This is a genomic window from Martinezella rhizogenes, from assembly GCF_000799715.1.
Classification (GTDB): Bacteria; Pseudomonadota; Alphaproteobacteria; order Rhizobiales; family Rhizobiaceae; genus Rhizobium; species Rhizobium rhizogenes_C.
Window position 1 is genome coordinate 314,121 of the sequence record NZ_JUHG01000018.1, and the last position, 18,001, is coordinate 332,121.

The window sequence follows — 18,001 nt, forward strand, 5'->3', positions numbered from 1 at the left end:
GATTTACAGGGCGACTTGTAAGCCCAGATGTGCGGACATCGGATCGAAGTCTCGATCATCGTGAAGAAGAGTATGGCCTTCTTCGATGCAGAATGTACCGATGATGACGTCTATGGTTTTGCGCACCGTAACTCCCTGCGCACGTAGCAGGCGGTAATTGCGCGCTGCCTTGACGGCGAGTGCGTCATTCAACATCGGTCGAATGGTAAATTGGCGAAGGTTTCGTTCGATCAATGTTGCCTGTCGCTCGCCCCGGGCACCTTGAAGAACCTCGAGAAGGATCAGGTCTCCGACCAGAATATCGGGAGGCCCTGCGGTGAGTATGTTTCGCAAACGAAGCACGGCTTCCGTCTCCGTTGCGCGTAGAAGCGAAATCCAAACGGAGCTGTCGACAACGATCACGTTTGCCGATCTCTGCGCATGTCTTCGAGATCGCCTTCCCAACCAAGTCCGGCAAGGTCATCGAAGGCTTTTTTCTGGCGATGCCAGCGAACGACGCTCCGCAAAGCTTCTTCAACGGTCGCCTTTTTCGTCGACTGTCCTGTTGCAGCCATCGCTTCCGCGATCAATGCGTCGTCAATGTCGATGTTCGTTCGCATTTGCAATCTCGTGTGTATGTCGATAAGAAATCATACACATCAGCGCGCGAAATGTAAACGCGAAAGCAATTATCGAGGTCCCCCATGATCAACCTCCGTTCCGTCCGACCCGATGACATCGACCAGCTCTATGTCATCTCCCTGGTCACAGGCGATGCCGGCAAGGATGCGACGGCGCTCCATCGCGATGGGCGGATGATCGGGCATATTTATTCGGTGCCCTACGCTGTTCTCAGCCCGCAGACCGTCTTTGTTGCGGAGGACGAGGAGGGAGTTTGTGGTTACATCGCCGGCGTCTTCGACACGGCTGCTTTCGAGGAAAGGCTGGAGCGCGAATGGTGGCCGGAACTGCGGGAACGCTATCCGGAGCCAACGGGCGATCCGTCGGCATGGAACGCGGATCAGCAGCGCAGTTATGCAATCCATCATCCAAAGAGAGTGCCCGCCGTTCTCACCGATCCGTTTCCGGCCCATATCCATATGAACCTTTTGCCGCGCACACAGGGGCGGGGCATCGGCAGCGCGCTTCTCGACAAATGGCTGTCGAACACCCGCGACAATGAAGTCAAAGGCGTGCACCTTGGCGCAAGTGCGGGCAATCACAGCGGGATTCGATTCTGGGCGTCACGCGGATTTACGCAGGTGGAATTGCCGACAGCGCTTGCATCGGAGAGCACCGTCTGGTTCGGCCAATATCTCTAATCTGTGGATTCCTCAGTTTAACATGCCGCCATCCCCGTCGCGTCATTGTTCGCTTGTGCTTGGCTTGCTATTCACCGACCGGTGACTGACTGGAGCCGACACGATGCCGAGCGCAAACGCCGTTCTGAGAGAGCCGATCGAAACACCCGTCGAGCCGGAAAAGCGAGTTCGTAATCGCGCCGCCACCGAACAGGCTATCCTCGATGCCGCCAAACGGCTGCTGGCGGAGGAGGGATTCCAGAATTTCGGCATCAATGCGGTCGCCCGCGGCGCCGGCTGCGACAAGCAGCTGATCTACCGCTATTACGGCGGCCTCAACGGCCTGGTGGAGGCGATCGGCACGGATCTCGGAAGCTGGGTGAAGGATCGTATCCCCGACGATACCGGCGGCATGTTCCTGCTGACCTATGGCGACCTGATGGAGCGTCTGGCTCTGCTTTTCCTTGATGCGCTGCGTGCCGATCCGCTGATGCGCCGTATCGTCGCTTGGGAAGTCTCCGAGAACAGCGAACAGGTGCGACGGCTTTCGGAAGCGCGCTCGAAGGCGCTCGGCGGCTGGATCGAGCGCATGCGCGGCTCGCTGCTGCCACCAAAGGGGATCGACGCAGTCGCCGTCAATGCGCTGATCTTCTCGGCCATACAGCATTTGGTTCTCTCCGCCGCCGTTGGTGACCAATGCGCAGGCCTGGCGTTGAAAACAACGAAGGATTGGGAGAAGGCGGCCACGGCGCTGAGGCGCATCGTGCGTGGCGTTTACGGCTGATACTCTGATCGTTCGGGAGATATCCACAGCCTCGCCCGGCTGTTAACCTTAACAATTGGTTTACATTGCGCCGCATCGGTTAACTCGCCACTGTGCGAAGACTGATTGTTAACCAATAAGCGTGCAGCCATGGGGTCCAGACCCGCAAAAATCCCGTTTCTCATCGCGGCGATGATGTTCTTCGCCGTTCTGGCACTAGATATAACGGTGCCGGCAATGGTGTTGAGCGCCATGGCGCTGACGAACTGGCTGGTCCTTTCGTCTGGAACGACGCAATATCAGCGCCGAAGGGGAACCGCATGAAGTGGGTGCTGATCTTCTGGGCCGCGCCTGTCTCGTTCCTCGGGGCGTGGTATTACCTGTCATATTACGATATGAGCTTCGGCATCTTCATGCTCACGCGGCAGATGCATGACCTCGTCTTCCATATCTACGGCAATATTCTGGGCATTCCGCCGGAAACCATTCCGCCGCTGGTGGCCCGTGCCATCGCCTTCGACACCTTGCTGGTTTTCGCGCTCCTCGCTTTCCGCAAGCGCGCCGACATCCTGGCGTGGTGGAAGCGCCGTCAGGAATCGAGGTCTGGAAAAGCCGGCCTGCCGAGAGCCGAGAGCCTGTCCAAGGCTCCCTGAAGAATGAAGCTTGCGGCAGCCGAGTCGATGCGCTCGGCCCGCTTGGCGCGCGAAACGTCCATTTCCAGTAACGCCCGTTCGGCTGCGACCGTCGACAGCCGCTCATCCCAGTAGACGAAGGGCAGGGCGGTCTTGTCGGCCATGCTGCGCACGAAGGCGCGGGTTGCCTGCACACGCGGCCCCGCCGACCCATCCATGTTCATCGGTAGCCCGATGACAAAGGCGGCGACCTTTTCCTTCTCGGCGAAGGCAAGCAGCGTCTGGGCATCCTGGGTGAACTTCACCCGCTTGATCACCGGGCGTGGCGTGGCGAACCGCCGGCCGAGATCGGACATGGCAAGGCCGATCGTCTTGGTGCCGAGATCGAGGCCGGCAATCGCCTGTCGGGGCAGCAGCATCACGGCAAGGTCTTCGATGGTCAGCGTCGTCATAGGCTGTTGTCTCCCCGTCAAAACAAATTGAAGTCCACACCGCTTTTCTTTGTGACGGTTTCGGATATGTCCTAACACCAGTCTTGCATTTCAAATCAAGCATTAAGGAGAAATCCATGAAGATCACTTGGCTCGGCCACTCCGCTTTCCGTCTCGAAACGGCCAAGGCTAAAATCCTTATTGACCCATTCCTCAGCTATAACTCTTCCTTCGCCGCTGCCGGGATCGACCTCAAGGAGGCCACGGCGGGCGTCACGCACATCCTGCTCACCCACGGCCATGCCGACCATGTCGGCGATACGGTTCAGATCGCCAAGGACACTGGCGCCGTCGTTCTCGCCAACGCCGATCTCGCCGCCTGGCTCGGCAGCAAGGGTGTCGAGAAGCTGGAAATGGGCAATACCGGCGGCACAGTCTCCCTGGGCGGCTTCACCGCCACCTTCACCAACGCGCTGCATTCCTCCGCGCAGATCACCGAGGATGGCATGTCGCATGCGCTCGGCAATCCGAACGGCCTGATGCTACATTTCGACGACGAGCCGTCGCTGTTCCACATGGGCGATACCGACATCTTCTCCGACATGGGCCTGATCAACGAGCTGCATCAGCCCGACATCGGCATCGTGCCGATCGGCGACCGCTTCACCATGGGCGGCGCCGTCGCAGCACTCGCCTGCCAGCGCTTCTTCAACTTCAAGACCGCCATTCCCTGCCACTACGGCACCTTCCCGATCATCGACCAGACCCCGGAAAAGTTCATTGCCGGCCTGGAGGGTTCGAAGACGGCGGTCGCGGCGCCCAAGCCGGGCGAGAGCGTTTCCGCATAACGATACCCGTTGCGTATGGCGGACATGGCCTTTATAGCGATAGGAAAAATCCTATCCGGAGAATGCCATGTCCGTCGATCTTGCCACCGTTAAACGCGTCGCCCATCTTGCCCGCATCGCCGTCAATGAAGACGAAGCGCAGCGGATGATGGGCGAGCTGAACGGCATTCTCGGCTTCGTCGAGCAACTCTCCGAAGTGAATGTCGACGGGATCGAGGCCATGACCTCCGTCACGCCGATGGCGATGAAGAAGCGGACGGACGAAGTCACCGACGGCAGCAAGGCCGATGACATCGTCGCCAACGCGCCGATCACCGATCAGAATTTCTTCCTGGTGCCCAAAGTCGTCGAATAGGGGCTCGCTCCGAGCCTGTTCCGACCCGTTGCCCTTTTTAAAGATCTGAAGCGAAACAAGATGAGCGAACTGACCAGCCTGACCATTGCCGAAGCCCGCGACAAGCTGCGCGCCAAGGACATCACCGCCACCGAACTCACCGAGGCCTATCTCTCGACGATCGACGCGGTCAATGCTCAGCTCAACGCCTATATCAAGGTGACGCCGGAAAAGGCGCGCGATATGGCCAAGGCATCCGACGCGCGTCTTGCCGCCGGCAAGGCCGGTGCGCTGGAAGGCATTCCGCTGGGGATCAAGGATCTCTTCGGCACCGAAGGCGTCCACACCCAGGCCTGCAGCCATATTCTCGACGGTTTTGAGCCGCGCTATGAATCGACCGTGACCCAGAACCTCTGGAACGACGGTGCCGTCATGCTCGGCAAGCTCAACATGGATGAGTTCGCCATGGGCTCCTCCAACGAGAGTTCTTACTACGGCCCGGTGATCAACCCCTGGCGCGCTAATGGCTCGAACCAGCAGCTCGTTCCGGGCGGTTCCTCGGGCGGTTCGGCCGCTGCCGTTGCCGCGCACCTCTGCGCCGGTGCTACGGCCACCGACACCGGCGGCTCCATCCGCCAGCCCGCCGCCTTCACGGGCACGGTCGGCATCAAGCCAACCTATGGCCGCTGCTCGCGCTGGGGCATCGTCGCCTTCGCCTCGTCGCTCGACCAGGCCGGCCCGATCGCCCGCGATGTTCGCGACGCCGCCATCCTCCTGAAGTCGATGGCCAGCGTCGACGCCAAGGACACGACCTCGGTCGATCTGCCGGTGCCGGATTACGAAGCTTCGCTCGGCCAGTCGCTGAAGGGCATGAAGATCGGTATTCCGAACGAATATCGCGTTGATGGCATGCCGGACGAGATCGAAACGCTCTGGCAGCAGGGCATTGCCTGGCTGAAGGATGCCGGCGCCGAGATCGTCAACATCTCGCTGCCGCACACGAAATACGCCCTGCCGGCCTATTACATCGTCGCCCCCGCCGAGGCATCGTCGAACCTCGCCCGTTATGATGGCGTGCGTTACGGCCTGCGCGTCGATGGCGAGAACATTGCTGACATGTACGAGAAGACCCGCGCCGCCGGCTTCGGCAACGAGGTCAAGCGCCGCATCATGATCGGCACCTACGTACTCTCCGCCGGCTATTACGACGCCTATTACCTGCGCGCCCAGAAGGTCCGCACACTGATCAAGCGCGACTTCGAGCTTGCCTTCCACGCTGGCGTCGACGCCATCCTGACGCCCGCCACGCCGTCCTCGGCCTTCGGCATCGCCGACGAGGACCTCGCCTCCGATCCGGTCAAGATGTACCTCAATGACATCTTCACGGTGACAGTCAACATGGCCGGTCTCCCCGGCATCGCCGTCCCCGCTGGCCTCGACAAGAAGGGTCTGCCGCTCGGCCTGCAGCTCATCGGCAAGCCGTTCGACGAAGAAACGCTGTTCAAGACGGCGCACGTCATCGAACGGGCCGCCGGCAAGTTCACGCCGACGAAGTGGTGGTAAGCAACCTCATCTTAAGATCTATGACCGTCGCCGACCGTAAAGCGGTCGGCGCGGTTGGATTTGCCGGCTGACCGAGCGGCGACGCGCTGGATGCGAATTTCAAGAACACCAGCATCATAGACGCAGCTCGCAATGAATTCTTTTCCTATCCGCGCGTGCCAATATTCCGCCCGGGCGGGATCATACTTTGGACCGAAATTCGATCATAAATTGCAACGAGCCGCTTGGCCTTATCATTTGCAACCGATTCGGAAGGTCTCTTCATGCTCAAAAAAGTCACGGCGATCCTGCTTCTCAGCGTAGCATTTCCAGCAGTTTCGCTGGCGGCCGACAGTGGGGCCATTCGTGCCATTACCTTGTCCTCGGGTGGCCTTGCCGAGGTCTCTCGATCGGCCGCAGTCGATAGCGACGGCGTAGTCCGGCTCGAGGTGCCGCTCGATCAGGTCGATGACATGCTCAAGAGCCTTGTGGTCAATGGGACAGAGGGCTCGGTGGCTGGCATTTCGCTGGCAGGGCCGCAGCCGTTGCAGGAAACTTTCAAGGGGCTGCCGTTCACGCCGGAAGCGCTCTCATCCGTGCCGTCGCTTCTGACATCGATACAGGGCGCCAGGGTATCGGTAACCAGCGGCGGAAAAACAGTTGAGGGAGACATTCTCGGGATCGAAATCAGGAAGGCCGGCGAGAACGCGACGGTTCACCTGCTGACCGTTCTTGACAAGGATGGCGCGGTGGAGACGCTGGCGCTTGGTGAGGATGCGTCCGTCCGGATTGACGATGCCGACATGAGAGCAAAGGTAGCCAAAGCAGCATCTGCCATTGCCCGCGGCAAGAACGATAGCACCCGCACCATTGATATCAAGGTGAACGGTGCGAAGAGCAGCGGCGATGTCGGTCTAACCTATGTCGTTCCGTCTCCGATCTGGAAAACGGCTTACAAGGTTGTGACCGAGGGAAATGGCAAAGCGCGTTTGCAGGCATGGACCGTGCTGGAAAACGCCAGTGGCGAAGATTGGAAGGGCGTAAAACTGACGTTGACTTCCGCCGAGCCGGTGACGCTGAAGCAGGGCCTGCACCAGCTCTACTGGAGAGAGCGGCAAGAGGTGCCGGTCGACACGGCTTCGAGCAATGTTCCTGATCCCGATAGCGGAGACCTGTCCAACAGGCAGCGTCTGTCATCGGATGTCGAGGAACAAGCAGCGCCCGCGCCTGCCAAGGCAATGATGGGCGGTGTCAACAGAAAGGCAGGGGCGTCGGCATACATGGCTGACGAGCTGGAAAGGCCGGCAGTGCCAATGCAAATGGCCGCAGCCAATCCGACCGCTGCGACCGAAAGCGATATCTCGGCCACTTTTGAGCTTCCAGGGACTTACGATCTGGCAAATGGCGACACCTTATCGGTGCCGATCGTGGATGCGGAACTGGATGCGGATATGGTGGACATGTATCGGGCGGGCAGCGCCTTCCGCAATCCCATCGCCGCCGTGATGCTCAAGAACACCACAGGTGTCAGCATGCCGGCGGGAATTCTCACGCTCTACGATAGCAAGATTGGCTACGTCGGCGATTCCCAGCTATCCGCGCTGCCCAAGGGGGATACGCGCCTCGCCAGTTTTGCAACCGATCGAAAGGTATCGATCAGCGAGCAGCAGACGCCGACCGAGGAGATTGCCTCCCTGAAGGTTTCGGATGGTGTGATGCAAGCAGTCGTTAAATATCGCCAGACGACCACATACACTGTGTCAGGGGCACTTGACGGCGAAAGGACTGTCATCGTCGAGCACCCGATCAAGGACAGCTGGTCATTTTCGTCCGGCGAAAGCTTCGGCAAGACGGCAACACACCAGCGGCTCAAGACGGTTGTTCCGGCGGCTACGGAAAAGACACTGACGGCGGTCGACGAGCAGCTTCAGAGCAACAGTTATGCTCTAGTCGACGCAGAGCCGGACATGCTGCTCGGATGGTCGGCTTCGACCCATGACAAAGAACTTACGGACAAGCTCGCAAATCTTGCAGACGCGCGCAAAAGGCAGGTCGCGATCCAGAACGAACTGGCGAGCCTCGATAGTGAAATCGAGAAAACTATCAATGAGCAGGAGCGGATAAGACGCAATATCGGCGCCGTGCCTGACAATAGTGATCTGAAGAAGCGCTATTTGAAGGCTCTGGCGGATAGCGAGGATCAAATCGCTGCAATGAACGAAAGGCGCGATTCGGTGCAGGAGGAAAGCGATCGTCGAGGCGACCATGTGACGGACATCATCAGGACATTCTGATCGCTCTCGGCGCACTGCCCGTGAGCCGCATCAGCGGGTGAGAGCCGCCCCGATCGGGCGGCTCTCGTGTCTCTATCGATTATTCAGCTGTGCCCTCACCAGCTTCAGCCCCTTCTCCGTGATCCGATAGGGATAGCCGTCGGTAGACCTGATGGCCTTCAGGCGTCTGAGCTTGCGAAAGAGTTCAATCCCGAAATCGGGATAGAGCCAGCCGTCGCGGGTGAAGCAACTCGCGTCCTCGATCTTCTTGGTTTCGGAGCGAATGATTTCAATGCGCCCGCCCTGGGCGAGCAGATGCAGGATGCGCTGTTCTGCGCGGGAAATGTCCATGGTTTTCGAGATCCGGAAAGCGCCATAAGGCGCAACAAAACAATCCGGCGCTCCCTTCAGGGAAGCCGGGGCTTCGTTTTCGGGCCCAGCGCACAAGAAAACTTGCGGGCGGGGCCTTTACCGGGGCTCAGACGAATTGGACATAAAAACTCCATTGACGCGGCATTTTTAAAACAGGTTGTAGCCGCCGGTCAAGTTGCACTCTCGTTGGACATGGGTCGCTATTGTGCACTTGCTTTCATCTGGCCGCTGGCAAAAGCCGCGGGCCGGTGTTTTACTGCTGAAAACATCGGGGGCTCGATGATCCATATTCGCAATGCTCGCGAGGGCGAAACGGAGATATTGACCAATATCGGCCTGCGGTCGTGGCGGAAGGCCATGGGGTCGGTCGGCGGCTCCGAGGCGATGCTGGAAGGCGCCAGCGATGCCTTCTCGAATTTCACCCGCGATGTCTGGCTGACGATTACCGTCGTTGAGTTGAACGGGGAGGTCGCCGGCTGGGCGGCGCGAGAGGCGCTGGACGAGACCATCTCCGATTTCTGGATCGATCCGGATTTTCTCAGGCAAGGGCTCGGCTCGGCATTGCTGGCGCGCATCGAGCAGGATGTTCGCGGGCAGGGGCTGGAAAACGTCGCGTTGCAGACCCATGCCGACAACGGCGAGGCAATCGGCTTCTTCAAGGCCCATGGCTATGCCATCCACTGGCTCTCCGTCGTCTATTCTCTGAAGCTCGATCGCGACCTGCCGACGGTTGGCCTCGCCAAGACGCTGGTTGATGGTAGCGACGGGACATATGGTTCGGGCTTATAGCGCCCGCGCGGTGCCGAAAGTCTTGCGCCGCCCCGCCAATTGCTCTACCTCACAAAGTTCAGAAGAACAGCATTTCAAGAGCTTCCCATGACCCTTGTCGACGTCCGTACGCCAGATCCGAAACGCTTCATCCCCGGTGCCACCGGCGATTGGGAGATTGTTATCGGGATGGAAGTCCATGCCCAGGTGTTGAGCAAATCCAAGCTCTTCTCCGGTGCTTCGACCGAGTTCGGCAAGCCGCAGAATTCCAACGTCTCGCTGGTTGATGCAGCCATGCCTGGCATGCTGCCGGTCATCAACGAGGAATGCGTCAAGCAGGCCGTGCGCACCGGTCTTGGTCTTAAGGCGCAGATCAACAACCGCTCGATCTTCGACCGCAAGAACTATTTCTATCCCGACCTGCCGCAGGGCTATCAGATCTCTCAGTTCAAGGACCCGATTGTCGGCGAGGGCAAGATCGTCATCTCGCTCGGCCCCGATCGTCAGGGCCAATTCGAGGATATTGAGATCGGCATCGAGCGCCTGCATCTGGAACAGGACGCAGGCAAGTCGTTGCACGATCAGCACAACACCATGTCCTATGTCGACCTCAACCGGTCCGGCGTGGCGCTGATGGAAATCGTCTCCAAGCCGGACATGCGCTCGTCGGATGAGGCCAAGGCCTACATGACCAAGCTGCGGACGATCGTGCGCTATCTCGGCACCTGCGACGGCAACATGGACGAAGGCTCGATGCGCGCCGATGTCAACGTTTCCGTGCGCCGTCCGGGCGGCGAGTTCGGTACGCGCTGCGAGATCAAGAACGTCAACTCCATCCGCTTCATCGGCCAGGCGATCGAATCCGAAGCCCGCCGCCAGATCGGCATTCTGGAGGATGGCGGTTCGATCGACCAGGAAACCCGCCTGTTCGATCCGACCAAGGGCGAGACCCGCTCCCTGCGCGCCAAGGAAGACGCGCATGACTATCGCTATTTCCCCGATCCGGACCTGCTGCCGCTCGAATTCGACGATGCCTTCGTCAAGGAGCTTGCGGCGCATCTGCCGGAGCTGCCGGACGACAAGAAGGAGCGCTTCGTACACGAGCTCGGCCTGTCGATCTACGATGCCTCGGTGCTCGTCTCAGAAAAGGCGATCGCCGATTATTTTGAAACCGTTGCGGCTGGTCGTGACGGCAAGATGGCGGCGAACTGGGTGATCAACGACTTGCTGGGCGCCTTGAACAGAACCGGCAAAGATATTGAAGAGACTCCGGTTTCGCCCGCCCAGCTCGGCGCGATCATCGATCTCATCAAGGCCGAAACCATCTCCGGCAAGATCGCCAAGGATGTGTTCGAGATCGTGCTTACCGAAGGCGGCGATCCCACCGAGATTGTCGAAGCCCGAGGGATGAAGCAGGTCACCGACACCGGTGCCATCGAAAAGGCCGTCGACGAGATCATCGCCGCCAATCCGGATCAGGTCGCCAAGGTCAAGGCCAAGCCGACGCTTGCCGGCTGGTTCGTGGGCCAGGTGATGAAGTCGACCGGCGGTAAGGCCAATCCGCAGGCCGTGCAAGCCCTCGTCAAGGCCAAGCTCGGCATCGAAGAGGAATAATCGGGTGTATTTCGTCCGCACCGCCGGCGAGCAGGATCTGGAGAAGGTCCGTGCTCTGCTGCGCGAAACCTGGCATGCGACCTATGATCGGCTCTATGGTGCAGACAAGGTCAGCGAACTGCATGGTTCCTGGCATTCTCTTCAATCCTTGAGGACGCGGCTCGCCAGAAAGAACTCCGAGTTTCTCGTCGCGGACGACGGCAAGAACATCGGCGGCATGGGCTATGCCGCCATGTCGACCGAGCTGACGAAAACCGTGGTGCTCTACATGCTCTATGTCAGCCCGCGCTGCCAGCGTCAGGGCGTCGGCCGCGATATCTTCGCCGAGCTCGAAACCTGCTTTCCGGATGCCGAGGTCATGCGGCTCGAAGTCGATCCGCAAAATGAGCCGGCGATCGCCTTTTACAAGGCGCATGGTTTTGTCGAAGTCGGCCGCACCGAAAACTGCGGAAATGAGCAATCGGGCATTCCGGCGCTGGTGTTCGAGAAGCCTCTCGAAGACCACTGAAAGCTGAGGCAGGTCGATCATGAACGGCGCCAATTTGATCATTCGCGAAGCTCGTGAGTCTGACCTTCCCGCCTTGATCGCTCTCTTCGCCGCCGATGCTGTCGGCGGCCACGGCGATACTACCGATCGCGCCGCCTATGACGACTACCTCCGGGCGTTCCGCACCATCCAGTCCTCGTCCGATCAGACGCTTTATGTTGCCGAACTGGCTGGCGAAGCGGTGGGCACGTTCCAGACGATGATCACGACATCTCTGACCGGGCGCGGCTCCTCCGCGATGATCATCGAAGCCGTGCAGACGCGAGGCGATCTGCGCGGGCAGGGGATTGGTGCTGCCATGATCGAATTCTGCATTGGCGAGGCAAAAGGCCGCGGCATGCGGCTGGTGCAGCTGACATCGAACGCCGTGCGCAAGGATGCCCATCGTTTCTATGAGAGATTGGGCTTCAAGCCGAGCCATCTCGGTTTCAAGATGACTTTGAAATGACCGCTTTTGCCGCTGGAATCACTGGACAAGCAAGCCCAGCGGCGGCATAAGCGAAGAATTGAATTCTGGTATCGCTTGCCCTGTTGTGGGTATCGAGGAAAAGACATGTGGAATTTACTCCTGCAAACCTTCACCTGGTGGAATGGTCAGACGATGGGTACGCGGTTCGCGACCTGGCGGTTCGGCAAGCGTGTCGGCGAGGATGAATTGGGCAATGTCTATTACGAAGGCGGCATGTCGTCCTACGGTCTTCCGAAGCGCTGGGTGATCTACAAGGGTTATGCCGAGGCTTCCGCCATTCCTCCGGGCTGGCACGGCTGGATGCACCACCGCACCGACGTTCCGCCGACCAAGGACAATTACGTCGCCAAGGAATGGCAGATTTCGCATCGCGCCAATCCAACCGGCTCGCCGCAGGCCTATCGCCCGCCAGGTTCGCTCGCCGTTGCCGGCGAACGTCCGCGGGTAACCGGCGACTATGACGCCTGGACGCCGGGCAACTGAGCATAGGAAGCCGGCTCGTCCTTTGGCCACAATTGGCCTATAGGCGCAGAACATGCCGGCTCGTGCTCGGCGCTTTGACCGAGACCAAGCGGAGATTGGCGGATATGACGTTTTTCACGCGGAGCGCTACTTTGCGTGCGATATCGGCGGCAGTTCTTGCTTTAGCGGCGGGAGCCCTGTTGCCGCCGACCGCCGAGGCGGCGCGTATTTCCAATCCCGTTGCCGTCTTCTCCGGCCTCGACAAGATCACCGGTCGCATCACCACCTTTGATGTCTATCTCAACGAGACCGTGCAGTTCGGCGCCCTGCAGGTGACGCCGAAGGCTTGCTATTCGCGCGATGATACCGAGCAGCAGAAGGTCGATGGTTTTGTCGAAGTGGACGAGATCACGCTCGACCGCCGCATCCGCCGTATCTTCACCGGCTGGATGTTTGCCGACAGCCCTGGCCTCAACGCCGTCGAGCATCCGATCTATGACGTCTGGTTGAAAGAGTGCAAGCAGAAGTCGGACGTTCCGCCACCGGATTCGGCCGGCAAGTAACGCGCTTTTTCCAGGCACCGAAAATCTTGTGAGATTCGCCCGCGGAATAGTCCTTCCGCGGGCTATTTCGTCAGCCATTTTCTCCTGGCGACGCGGCAGCCAACCCAACCGGATGTCGATCGGCTTGGTCGCTGAGATCGATGACGATGCGCGTGCCGCCCTTGACCCTTCGCCGCATGGCGTCGGCGCGATCCGGGTGGATTTGCAGCTTCGTGCTTTTATGCAGAGCCTGAAGCCGGGATCGTGAAATGCCGAGTTCCGAGGCAAGCAGGCGGTCCAGGCGCACACTGAAGGAAAGCGTGACCGCAAGCTCGATGTCCAGCACTGTCCAGCCAACCGTTTCGTGCAGCACCTCTTTCTGCACATCGGCATCGGCAAATTCGTCGACGCGCAGAGCTTTGCGCCGCAATGCCTCGAGGTCGAATTCCTGCACCCTGATCCATGAGGGATCGTTGGTTTGCAGCGCCTCCAGAGCGAGAGGGACAAGGCCACGAACATTCTGGCGTTCGAAGAGCGTGCGGTTCCATGTCTTGTCGCAGGCCGCGCATTTGTAGACGAGCCAGGCGTCGAGTTTCTTGCCGTTGGCGTTGAGCCTGATCTTGCCGCTAGATCTGAAGGGCTTGAGTCCTCCGCAGCCGCTGCAGGCGATCGATGGTTGCGGGGCAGTTCGGGGATTGATGGTCCATCGGACCTTGAGAATAGAGCACATACCGTCTTGGTCTTCCGTTCGGAAGTTCACCAAGCTGGCGGCAAGACAAGCCCTTTACGGGCGCGGTGTGGCGATGTTTTGGACGGATGAAGAGCTGAGACAGCAATGGCTGCGCATGGCGCATGTCAACAATGCCAAACCGGTCTCAGGCCACCACCCGGTGAACATGATCATACGCCGGGCAGCTATGAGCCGCCCCACATACGGGGTGAAATTGGATGAGACCGGTATTTACGAAGGCAAAGTGAAACCTCGACGCGCCAACACTCTTCACGTCGAGCGATAGCAGACAAAAGCTTAGAGTTGAAGCCAGTGACATGCCGGTATTTTTGAAGACGCTTAGGAAATTGAGTTTAACTGCCGGAGAAGCTCAAATTGGGCGATTCCATCGCCTTTTCCAGCATCTTTGCGTATTCATCCTTCGGCATGTCGATCGCGCCGAATGTCTTCAGGTGCTCGGTGGTGAACTGCGTATCGAGCAGGGTGAAGCCGCGCTCTCTCAATCGCTCGACCAGATGCACCAGGCAGATTTTCGAGGCGTCCGTGCGGCGTGAGAACATGCTTTCACCGAAGAAAGCCGAACCGAGCGAGACGCCGTAGAGGCCTCCGACCAGTCTGTCGCCTTCCCATGCCTCGACGGAATGGGCGTGGCCGATATGGTGAAGTGTGGAATAGAGCGACCGGATCGTCTTGTTGATCCAGGTGCTGGGCCGGCCGTTGGTCTGTTCGGCGCAGGCGGCAATGACGCCATCGAAATCCGTATTGAAGCGGATATCGAAGGGTTTTTGGCGGATGGTCTTCGCCAGGCTTTTCGAAATATGAAAGGCGTCGAGGGGCAGGACGCCGCGCAACTCGGGCTCGACCCAGAAGATTTCCGGATCATCGGCCGATTCGGCCATCGGGAAGAGCCCGATGGAATAGGCGCGCAGCAGAATTTCCGGAGTAATGCCGGGATTTCTGCCGCGCGGCCGTGCCATGGGCGCTTAGACCGTAGTCTTCGCCAGGTAGTCTTCCAGCCAATGGATATCGTAATCGCCGTTGGCGATATCCTGATTGGAAACCAGATCCTGGAACAGTGGCAGGGTGGTCTTGATGCCGTCGACCACGAATTCGTCGAGCGCACGACGCAGGCGCATCATGCATTCGACGCGGGTGCGGCCGTGCACGATCAGCTTGCCGATCAGGCTGTCGTAGTAGGGCGGGATCTTGTAGCCCTGATAGGCGCCCGAATCGATGCGCACCCCGAGACCGCCAGGGGCATGGAAATGCGTGATCGTGCCGGGCGAGGGCACGAAGGTACGCGCGTCCTCGGCGTTGATGCGGCATTCGATGGCATGACCGTGGAAATGCACTTCGTCCTGCGTCACCGAAAGACCGCCGCCCGACGCGACGCGGATCTGTTCGTGCACGAGGTCGATGCCGGTGATCGCTTCCGTGACCGGATGCTCCACCTGCAGGCGGGTGTTCATTTCGATGAAATAGAACTCGCCGTTTTCGTAGAGAAACTCGATCGTGCCGGCGCCACGGTACTTCAGCTTCATCATGGCGTCGGCGCAAATCTGGCCGATCTTCATGCGCTGCTCAACGTTGAGCGCCGGTGAATTGGCTTCTTCCCAGACCTTCTGGTGGCGGCGCTGCAGCGAGCAATCGCGTTCGCCGAGATGGATGGCATTGCCTTCGCCGTCGCCGAACACCTGGACTTCAATGTGGCGCGGCTTGCCGAGGTATTTTTCCATGTAGACGGATTCGTTGCCGAAGGCGGCGGCGGCCTCGGTGCGAGCCGTCGACCAGGCCTCAATGACATCTGCTTCCGTGCGCGCAACCTTCATGCCACGGCCACCGCCGCCGGCGGTTGCCTTGATCAGCACGGGATAGCCGATTTCCTTGGCCGTCTTCAGCGCTTCCGCCTCGGTCTTCACTTCGCCGTCCGAACCGGGAACGACGGGAATGCCGAGCTTCAGCGCTGTGGTCTTGGCGGTGATCTTGTCGCCCATGATACGGATATGGTCCGCAGTTGGGCCGATGAAGGTGATCCCATGCGCATCGAGGATATCGGCGAACTTGGCATTCTCCGACAGGAACCCATAGCCCGGATGCACGGCATCGGCGCTAGTGATCTCGCAGGCGGCAACGATCTGGTGGATGTTGAGATAGCTTTCGCGCGACGGCGGCGGGCCGATGCAGACGCTTTCATCCGCCAGACGCACATGCATCGCGTCGGCATCGGCTGTCGAGTGCACGGCAACGGTGGCGATGCCAAGCTCCTTGCAGGCGCGCAGCACCCGAAGGGCGATCTCTCCGCGATTGGCTATGAGTATCTTCGAAATCATGGGCATGGGCTTACTCGATGACCACCAGGGCTTCGCCGTATTCGACCGGGCTTCCATCCTTGATGAGGATTTCGGTCACCGTTCCGGATTTGGGCGCCGGGATCTGGTTCATCGTCTTCATCGCTTCGATGATGAGCAGCGTCTGGCCTTCCTTGACGACGGAGCCGACCTGGACAAAGTCCGCTGCACCCGGTGCGGACGCCAGATAGACGGTGCCGACCATCGGAGCGCTGATGACGCTATCCGGATTGCGTACCTTGCCGACGGGAGCGGCGGCTACTGCCGGGGCGGCGGCTGCTGCGGCATAGGCCGGGGCTGCGATCGGCGCCTGAACATATTGCGTCGTGCCGGCGCGGGAAACGCGGATGCGCAGATCTTCCTGCTCGACTTCGATCTCGGTCAGATCGGTTTCATTGAGAATATTGGCGAGGTCGCGGATCAGCGCCTGGTCGATACCCGTTTTCTTTTCAGCCATGGATGTTGTGCCCTGTAATTCTTGCTATTGCGTGATGGATTTCAGCGCGTGCAGCGCCAGGATGTAACTGTGAGGCCCGAAACCGCAGATCATGCCCTTGGCAGCGGGCGCGATCATCGATTTGTGCCGGAATTCTTCGCGTGCGTGGATGTTGGAAATATGAACCTCCACCACAGGAATGGAAATCGCCCGGATCGCATCGTGAAGCGCGATCGACGTATGGCCATAGGCCCCGGGATTGATCGCAACGCCAGCGGCGGTATCGCCGGCTTCGTGCATCCAGTCGACCAGCACGCCTTCATGATTGCTCTGGCGGAAATCGATGACGAAGCCCAGGCCTTCGCCCACGGACTTACAATCGGCTTCGATATCCTTGAGTGTCTTGCCGCCATAGATGCCCGGCTCGCGCTTGCCAAGGGCATTCAAATTGGGTCCGTTCAGGACGAAAATGGTTTGCGCCATCAGAGGTTCCGTCAAAGTGCAGCGCAACCTATAGACTCCCGAGGGCCTGTAGGAAAGCCCCCAGATAAGAGGGCGCGCATGTCTGGTGTGGAAACGCCCCGATTTTGGCGATTTTGCGCTCAATCCGGAAGCGTTTCGGTTTCGTAAAGGCCTGCGCCCCTTTCGGAGTGTTGCCTGTCTGGCGACCGAGCGGGGTCGTCAGGCCCCTTGGGTCAGCAGGTGGTCTTGCCGCAACTGCGGACATTGGCGATCTTCTGCTGAATGGCCTCGAGGCCGATGGCGCCAGAGATCGTCTCGTTGCCGATGATATAGGCCGGCGTGCCGGTGACATTGAGATCGGTGGCGAGCTGGTAAGTGGCCTTGACCGAATCGGTGTTGGGGCTCTTGGCCATCTCGGCGCGGATCGCCGCCTCGCTGACGCCGAGCGAGCTTGCGACTTCGATAGCGCTGTCTTCCGAGGCGCGGCCGTCGCTGCCCAGCAGCGCGCGATGGAACGCGGCATATTTCTCAGGCGCCAGCTTGCGGAAAGCATCGGAGACCCTTGATGCTGCAACCGAATCCGGTCCGAGGATCGGGAATTCCTTCAACACGAAGCGCACATTCGTGTCCTGCTTCAGGAGCGTCTCCATATCGCCGAGCGCATGGCGGCAATAGGTGCAATTATAGTCGAAGAACTCAACGACAGTGATGTCGCCCTTCGGATTGCCGATCGAGACATCGCTCTTGGAATTGAAGATGGCGTCCTTGTTCTGGGTAACCGCCTGGCTCGACTGGGCGAGGCGCGCTGCATCTTGCTTCTTCTCAAGTGCGGCCTGCGCATCCAGCAGGACTTCCGGATGCTCGACGAGATATTCCTTGATGAACTCTCCGAACTCCTTCTTCTGCTGATCATCCAGTGCGGCTGCGGGCTGGACGAAGGCGAGCGATGCGGCAATGGCAACCGCCGAAACCGTCAGCAGAGTTTTGGAAAAAAGGGTCATTGGGTCCTCGTTCGAGTCGATGCTAAGACTTCATCTTCGGGCCGACATAGCACCGCCGGGTTAAAATCCGCAAATAGGTATGGGCAATTTACGGTGCATGCTTATTTCCAGAAACAGGAATTTTCACGGCGAAGCCGCAATCGCGGG

The 18,001-nt window shown here is 59.5% G+C and carries 24 protein-coding genes; 14 read left to right on the plus strand and 10 right to left on the minus strand.

Features of this window, described 5'->3' with window-relative positions; translation table 11 throughout:
- Positions 1-3 precede the first annotated feature (3 nt).
- Positions 4-402 carry a type II toxin-antitoxin system VapC family toxin gene (gene vapC, locus EX00_RS27665; protein ID WP_047465068.1) on the minus strand — a complete coding sequence of 133 codons (399 nt, stop codon included), beginning with the start codon at positions 400-402 and terminating at the stop codon, positions 4-6.
- Complete coding sequence (locus tag EX00_RS27670; RefSeq protein WP_047465071.1) at positions 399-599, minus strand: type II toxin-antitoxin system VapB family antitoxin; 201 nt, start codon at positions 597-599, stop codon at positions 399-401. Before EX00_RS27670 ends, vapC begins: the two co-directional genes overlap by 4 nt.
- An 84-nt stretch (positions 600-683) precedes the next feature.
- On the opposite strand from EX00_RS27670, the gene EX00_RS27675 reads away from it, so the two are divergent.
- The 4 genes from EX00_RS27675 (at position 684) to EX00_RS27690 (ending at position 2,696) form a co-directional block, all read left to right on the plus strand.
- Positions 684-1,301: a GNAT family N-acetyltransferase gene (locus EX00_RS27675; RefSeq protein ID WP_047465074.1), complete on the plus strand. Its 618-nt coding sequence runs from the start codon at positions 684-686 to the stop codon at positions 1,299-1,301.
- Between the two features lie 103 nt (positions 1,302-1,404).
- A complete protein-coding gene (locus EX00_RS27680) occupies positions 1,405-2,064 on the plus strand; it encodes a TetR/AcrR family transcriptional regulator (RefSeq protein ID WP_047465076.1) in 660 nt (219 codons plus the stop codon).
- 129 nt (positions 2,065-2,193) lie between these two features.
- Positions 2,194-2,367, plus strand: a complete 174-nt coding sequence (locus tag EX00_RS31820; RefSeq protein WP_202903780.1) for a hypothetical protein — start codon at positions 2,194-2,196, stop codon at positions 2,365-2,367.
- The gene (locus tag EX00_RS27690) at positions 2,364-2,696 is read left to right on the plus strand and encodes a DUF6105 family protein (RefSeq protein WP_047465080.1); all 333 of its coding nucleotides are present in this window, start codon (positions 2,364-2,366) and stop codon (positions 2,694-2,696) included. The genes EX00_RS31820 and EX00_RS27690 overlap by 4 nt, the downstream gene beginning before the upstream one ends.
- Here the strand turns inward: EX00_RS27690 and ruvX are convergent.
- Positions 2,633-3,127, minus strand: a complete 495-nt coding sequence (gene ruvX, locus EX00_RS27695; protein WP_047465082.1) for a Holliday junction resolvase RuvX — start codon at positions 3,125-3,127, stop codon at positions 2,633-2,635. The genes EX00_RS27690 and ruvX overlap by 64 nt on opposite strands.
- Before the next feature lie 116 nt (positions 3,128-3,243).
- On the opposite strand from ruvX, the gene EX00_RS27700 reads away from it, so the two are divergent.
- The 4 genes from EX00_RS27700 to EX00_RS27715 all read left to right on the plus strand — a co-directional run bounded on the left by EX00_RS27700 (position 3,244) and on the right by EX00_RS27715 (position 8,124).
- The gene (locus EX00_RS27700; protein WP_047465084.1) at positions 3,244-3,954 is read left to right on the plus strand and encodes a metal-dependent hydrolase; all 711 of its coding nucleotides are present in this window, start codon (positions 3,244-3,246) and stop codon (positions 3,952-3,954) included.
- Positions 3,955-4,021: 67 nt separating this feature from the next.
- Positions 4,022-4,309 (plus strand): Asp-tRNA(Asn)/Glu-tRNA(Gln) amidotransferase subunit GatC, encoded by a 288-nt coding sequence (gene gatC, locus EX00_RS27705; protein ID WP_047465086.1) that lies wholly within the window; start codon positions 4,022-4,024, stop codon positions 4,307-4,309.
- A gap of 60 nt (positions 4,310-4,369) precedes the next feature.
- Entirely contained in the window at positions 4,370-5,851 is a 1,482-nt protein-coding gene (gene gatA, locus EX00_RS27710) for an Asp-tRNA(Asn)/Glu-tRNA(Gln) amidotransferase subunit GatA (RefSeq protein WP_047465088.1), read from the plus strand.
- A 263-nt stretch (positions 5,852-6,114) separates the two neighbouring features.
- The gene (locus EX00_RS27715) at positions 6,115-8,124 is read left to right on the plus strand and encodes a DUF4139 domain-containing protein (protein ID WP_047465091.1); all 2,010 of its coding nucleotides are present in this window, start codon (positions 6,115-6,117) and stop codon (positions 8,122-8,124) included.
- 72 nt (positions 8,125-8,196) lie between these two features.
- Here the strand turns inward: EX00_RS27715 and EX00_RS27720 are convergent, their stop codons facing one another.
- Positions 8,197-8,454: a YjhX family toxin gene (locus tag EX00_RS27720; RefSeq protein WP_047465092.1), complete on the minus strand. Its 258-nt coding sequence runs from the start codon at positions 8,452-8,454 to the stop codon at positions 8,197-8,199.
- Positions 8,455-8,754: 300 nt separating this feature from the next.
- Between EX00_RS27720 and EX00_RS27725 the strand changes: the two genes are divergently transcribed.
- The 6 genes from EX00_RS27725 to EX00_RS27750 all read left to right on the plus strand — a co-directional run bounded on the left by EX00_RS27725 (position 8,755) and on the right by EX00_RS27750 (position 12,898).
- The gene (locus tag EX00_RS27725; RefSeq protein ID WP_047465096.1) at positions 8,755-9,264 is read left to right on the plus strand and encodes a GNAT family N-acetyltransferase; all 510 of its coding nucleotides are present in this window, start codon (positions 8,755-8,757) and stop codon (positions 9,262-9,264) included.
- An 87-nt stretch (positions 9,265-9,351) separates the two neighbouring features.
- The gene (gatB, locus tag EX00_RS27730; RefSeq protein WP_047465099.1) at positions 9,352-10,857 is read left to right on the plus strand and encodes an Asp-tRNA(Asn)/Glu-tRNA(Gln) amidotransferase subunit GatB; all 1,506 of its coding nucleotides are present in this window, start codon (positions 9,352-9,354) and stop codon (positions 10,855-10,857) included.
- A 4-nt stretch (positions 10,858-10,861) separates the two neighbouring features.
- Entirely contained in the window at positions 10,862-11,365 is a 504-nt protein-coding gene (locus EX00_RS27735; protein ID WP_047465100.1) for a GNAT family N-acetyltransferase, read from the plus strand.
- Between the two features lie 19 nt (positions 11,366-11,384).
- The gene (locus EX00_RS27740) at positions 11,385-11,852 is read left to right on the plus strand and encodes a GNAT family N-acetyltransferase (protein ID WP_047465102.1); all 468 of its coding nucleotides are present in this window, start codon (positions 11,385-11,387) and stop codon (positions 11,850-11,852) included.
- 105 nt (positions 11,853-11,957) lie between these two features.
- Positions 11,958-12,356: an NADH:ubiquinone oxidoreductase subunit NDUFA12 gene (locus tag EX00_RS27745; RefSeq protein WP_047465105.1), complete on the plus strand. Its 399-nt coding sequence runs from the start codon at positions 11,958-11,960 to the stop codon at positions 12,354-12,356.
- 104 nt (positions 12,357-12,460) lie between these two features.
- A complete protein-coding gene (locus EX00_RS27750; RefSeq protein WP_047465108.1) occupies positions 12,461-12,898 on the plus strand; it encodes a DUF2155 domain-containing protein in 438 nt (145 codons plus the stop codon).
- A 70-nt stretch (positions 12,899-12,968) separates the two neighbouring features.
- Here the strand turns inward: EX00_RS27750 and EX00_RS27755 are convergent, their stop codons facing one another.
- From EX00_RS27755 to EX00_RS27780, 6 genes are all read right to left on the minus strand, one after another.
- On the minus strand, positions 12,969-13,607 hold the full coding sequence (locus EX00_RS27755; RefSeq protein WP_047465111.1) for a DUF1062 domain-containing protein: 639 nt from the start codon (positions 13,605-13,607) through the stop codon (positions 12,969-12,971).
- Positions 13,608-13,960: 353 nt separating this feature from the next.
- Entirely contained in the window at positions 13,961-14,584 is a 624-nt protein-coding gene (gene aat, locus EX00_RS27760; RefSeq protein ID WP_047465112.1) for a leucyl/phenylalanyl-tRNA--protein transferase, read from the minus strand.
- A 6-nt stretch (positions 14,585-14,590) separates the two neighbouring features.
- Positions 14,591-15,943: an acetyl-CoA carboxylase biotin carboxylase subunit gene (gene accC, locus EX00_RS27765; RefSeq protein WP_202903781.1), complete on the minus strand. Its 1,353-nt coding sequence runs from the start codon at positions 15,941-15,943 to the stop codon at positions 14,591-14,593.
- A 4-nt stretch (positions 15,944-15,947) separates the two neighbouring features.
- A complete protein-coding gene (gene accB, locus EX00_RS27770; protein WP_047465115.1) occupies positions 15,948-16,412 on the minus strand; it encodes an acetyl-CoA carboxylase biotin carboxyl carrier protein in 465 nt (154 codons plus the stop codon).
- Between the two features lie 24 nt (positions 16,413-16,436).
- Positions 16,437-16,874 (minus strand): type II 3-dehydroquinate dehydratase, encoded by a 438-nt coding sequence (gene aroQ / locus EX00_RS27775; RefSeq protein WP_047465118.1) that lies wholly within the window; start codon positions 16,872-16,874, stop codon positions 16,437-16,439.
- Positions 16,875-17,086: 212 nt separating this feature from the next.
- Positions 17,087-17,854, minus strand: coding sequence for a DsbA family protein (locus EX00_RS27780; RefSeq protein ID WP_047465120.1), 768 nt, complete (start codon positions 17,852-17,854; stop codon positions 17,087-17,089).
- Between the last annotated feature and the right edge of the window lie 147 nt (positions 17,855-18,001).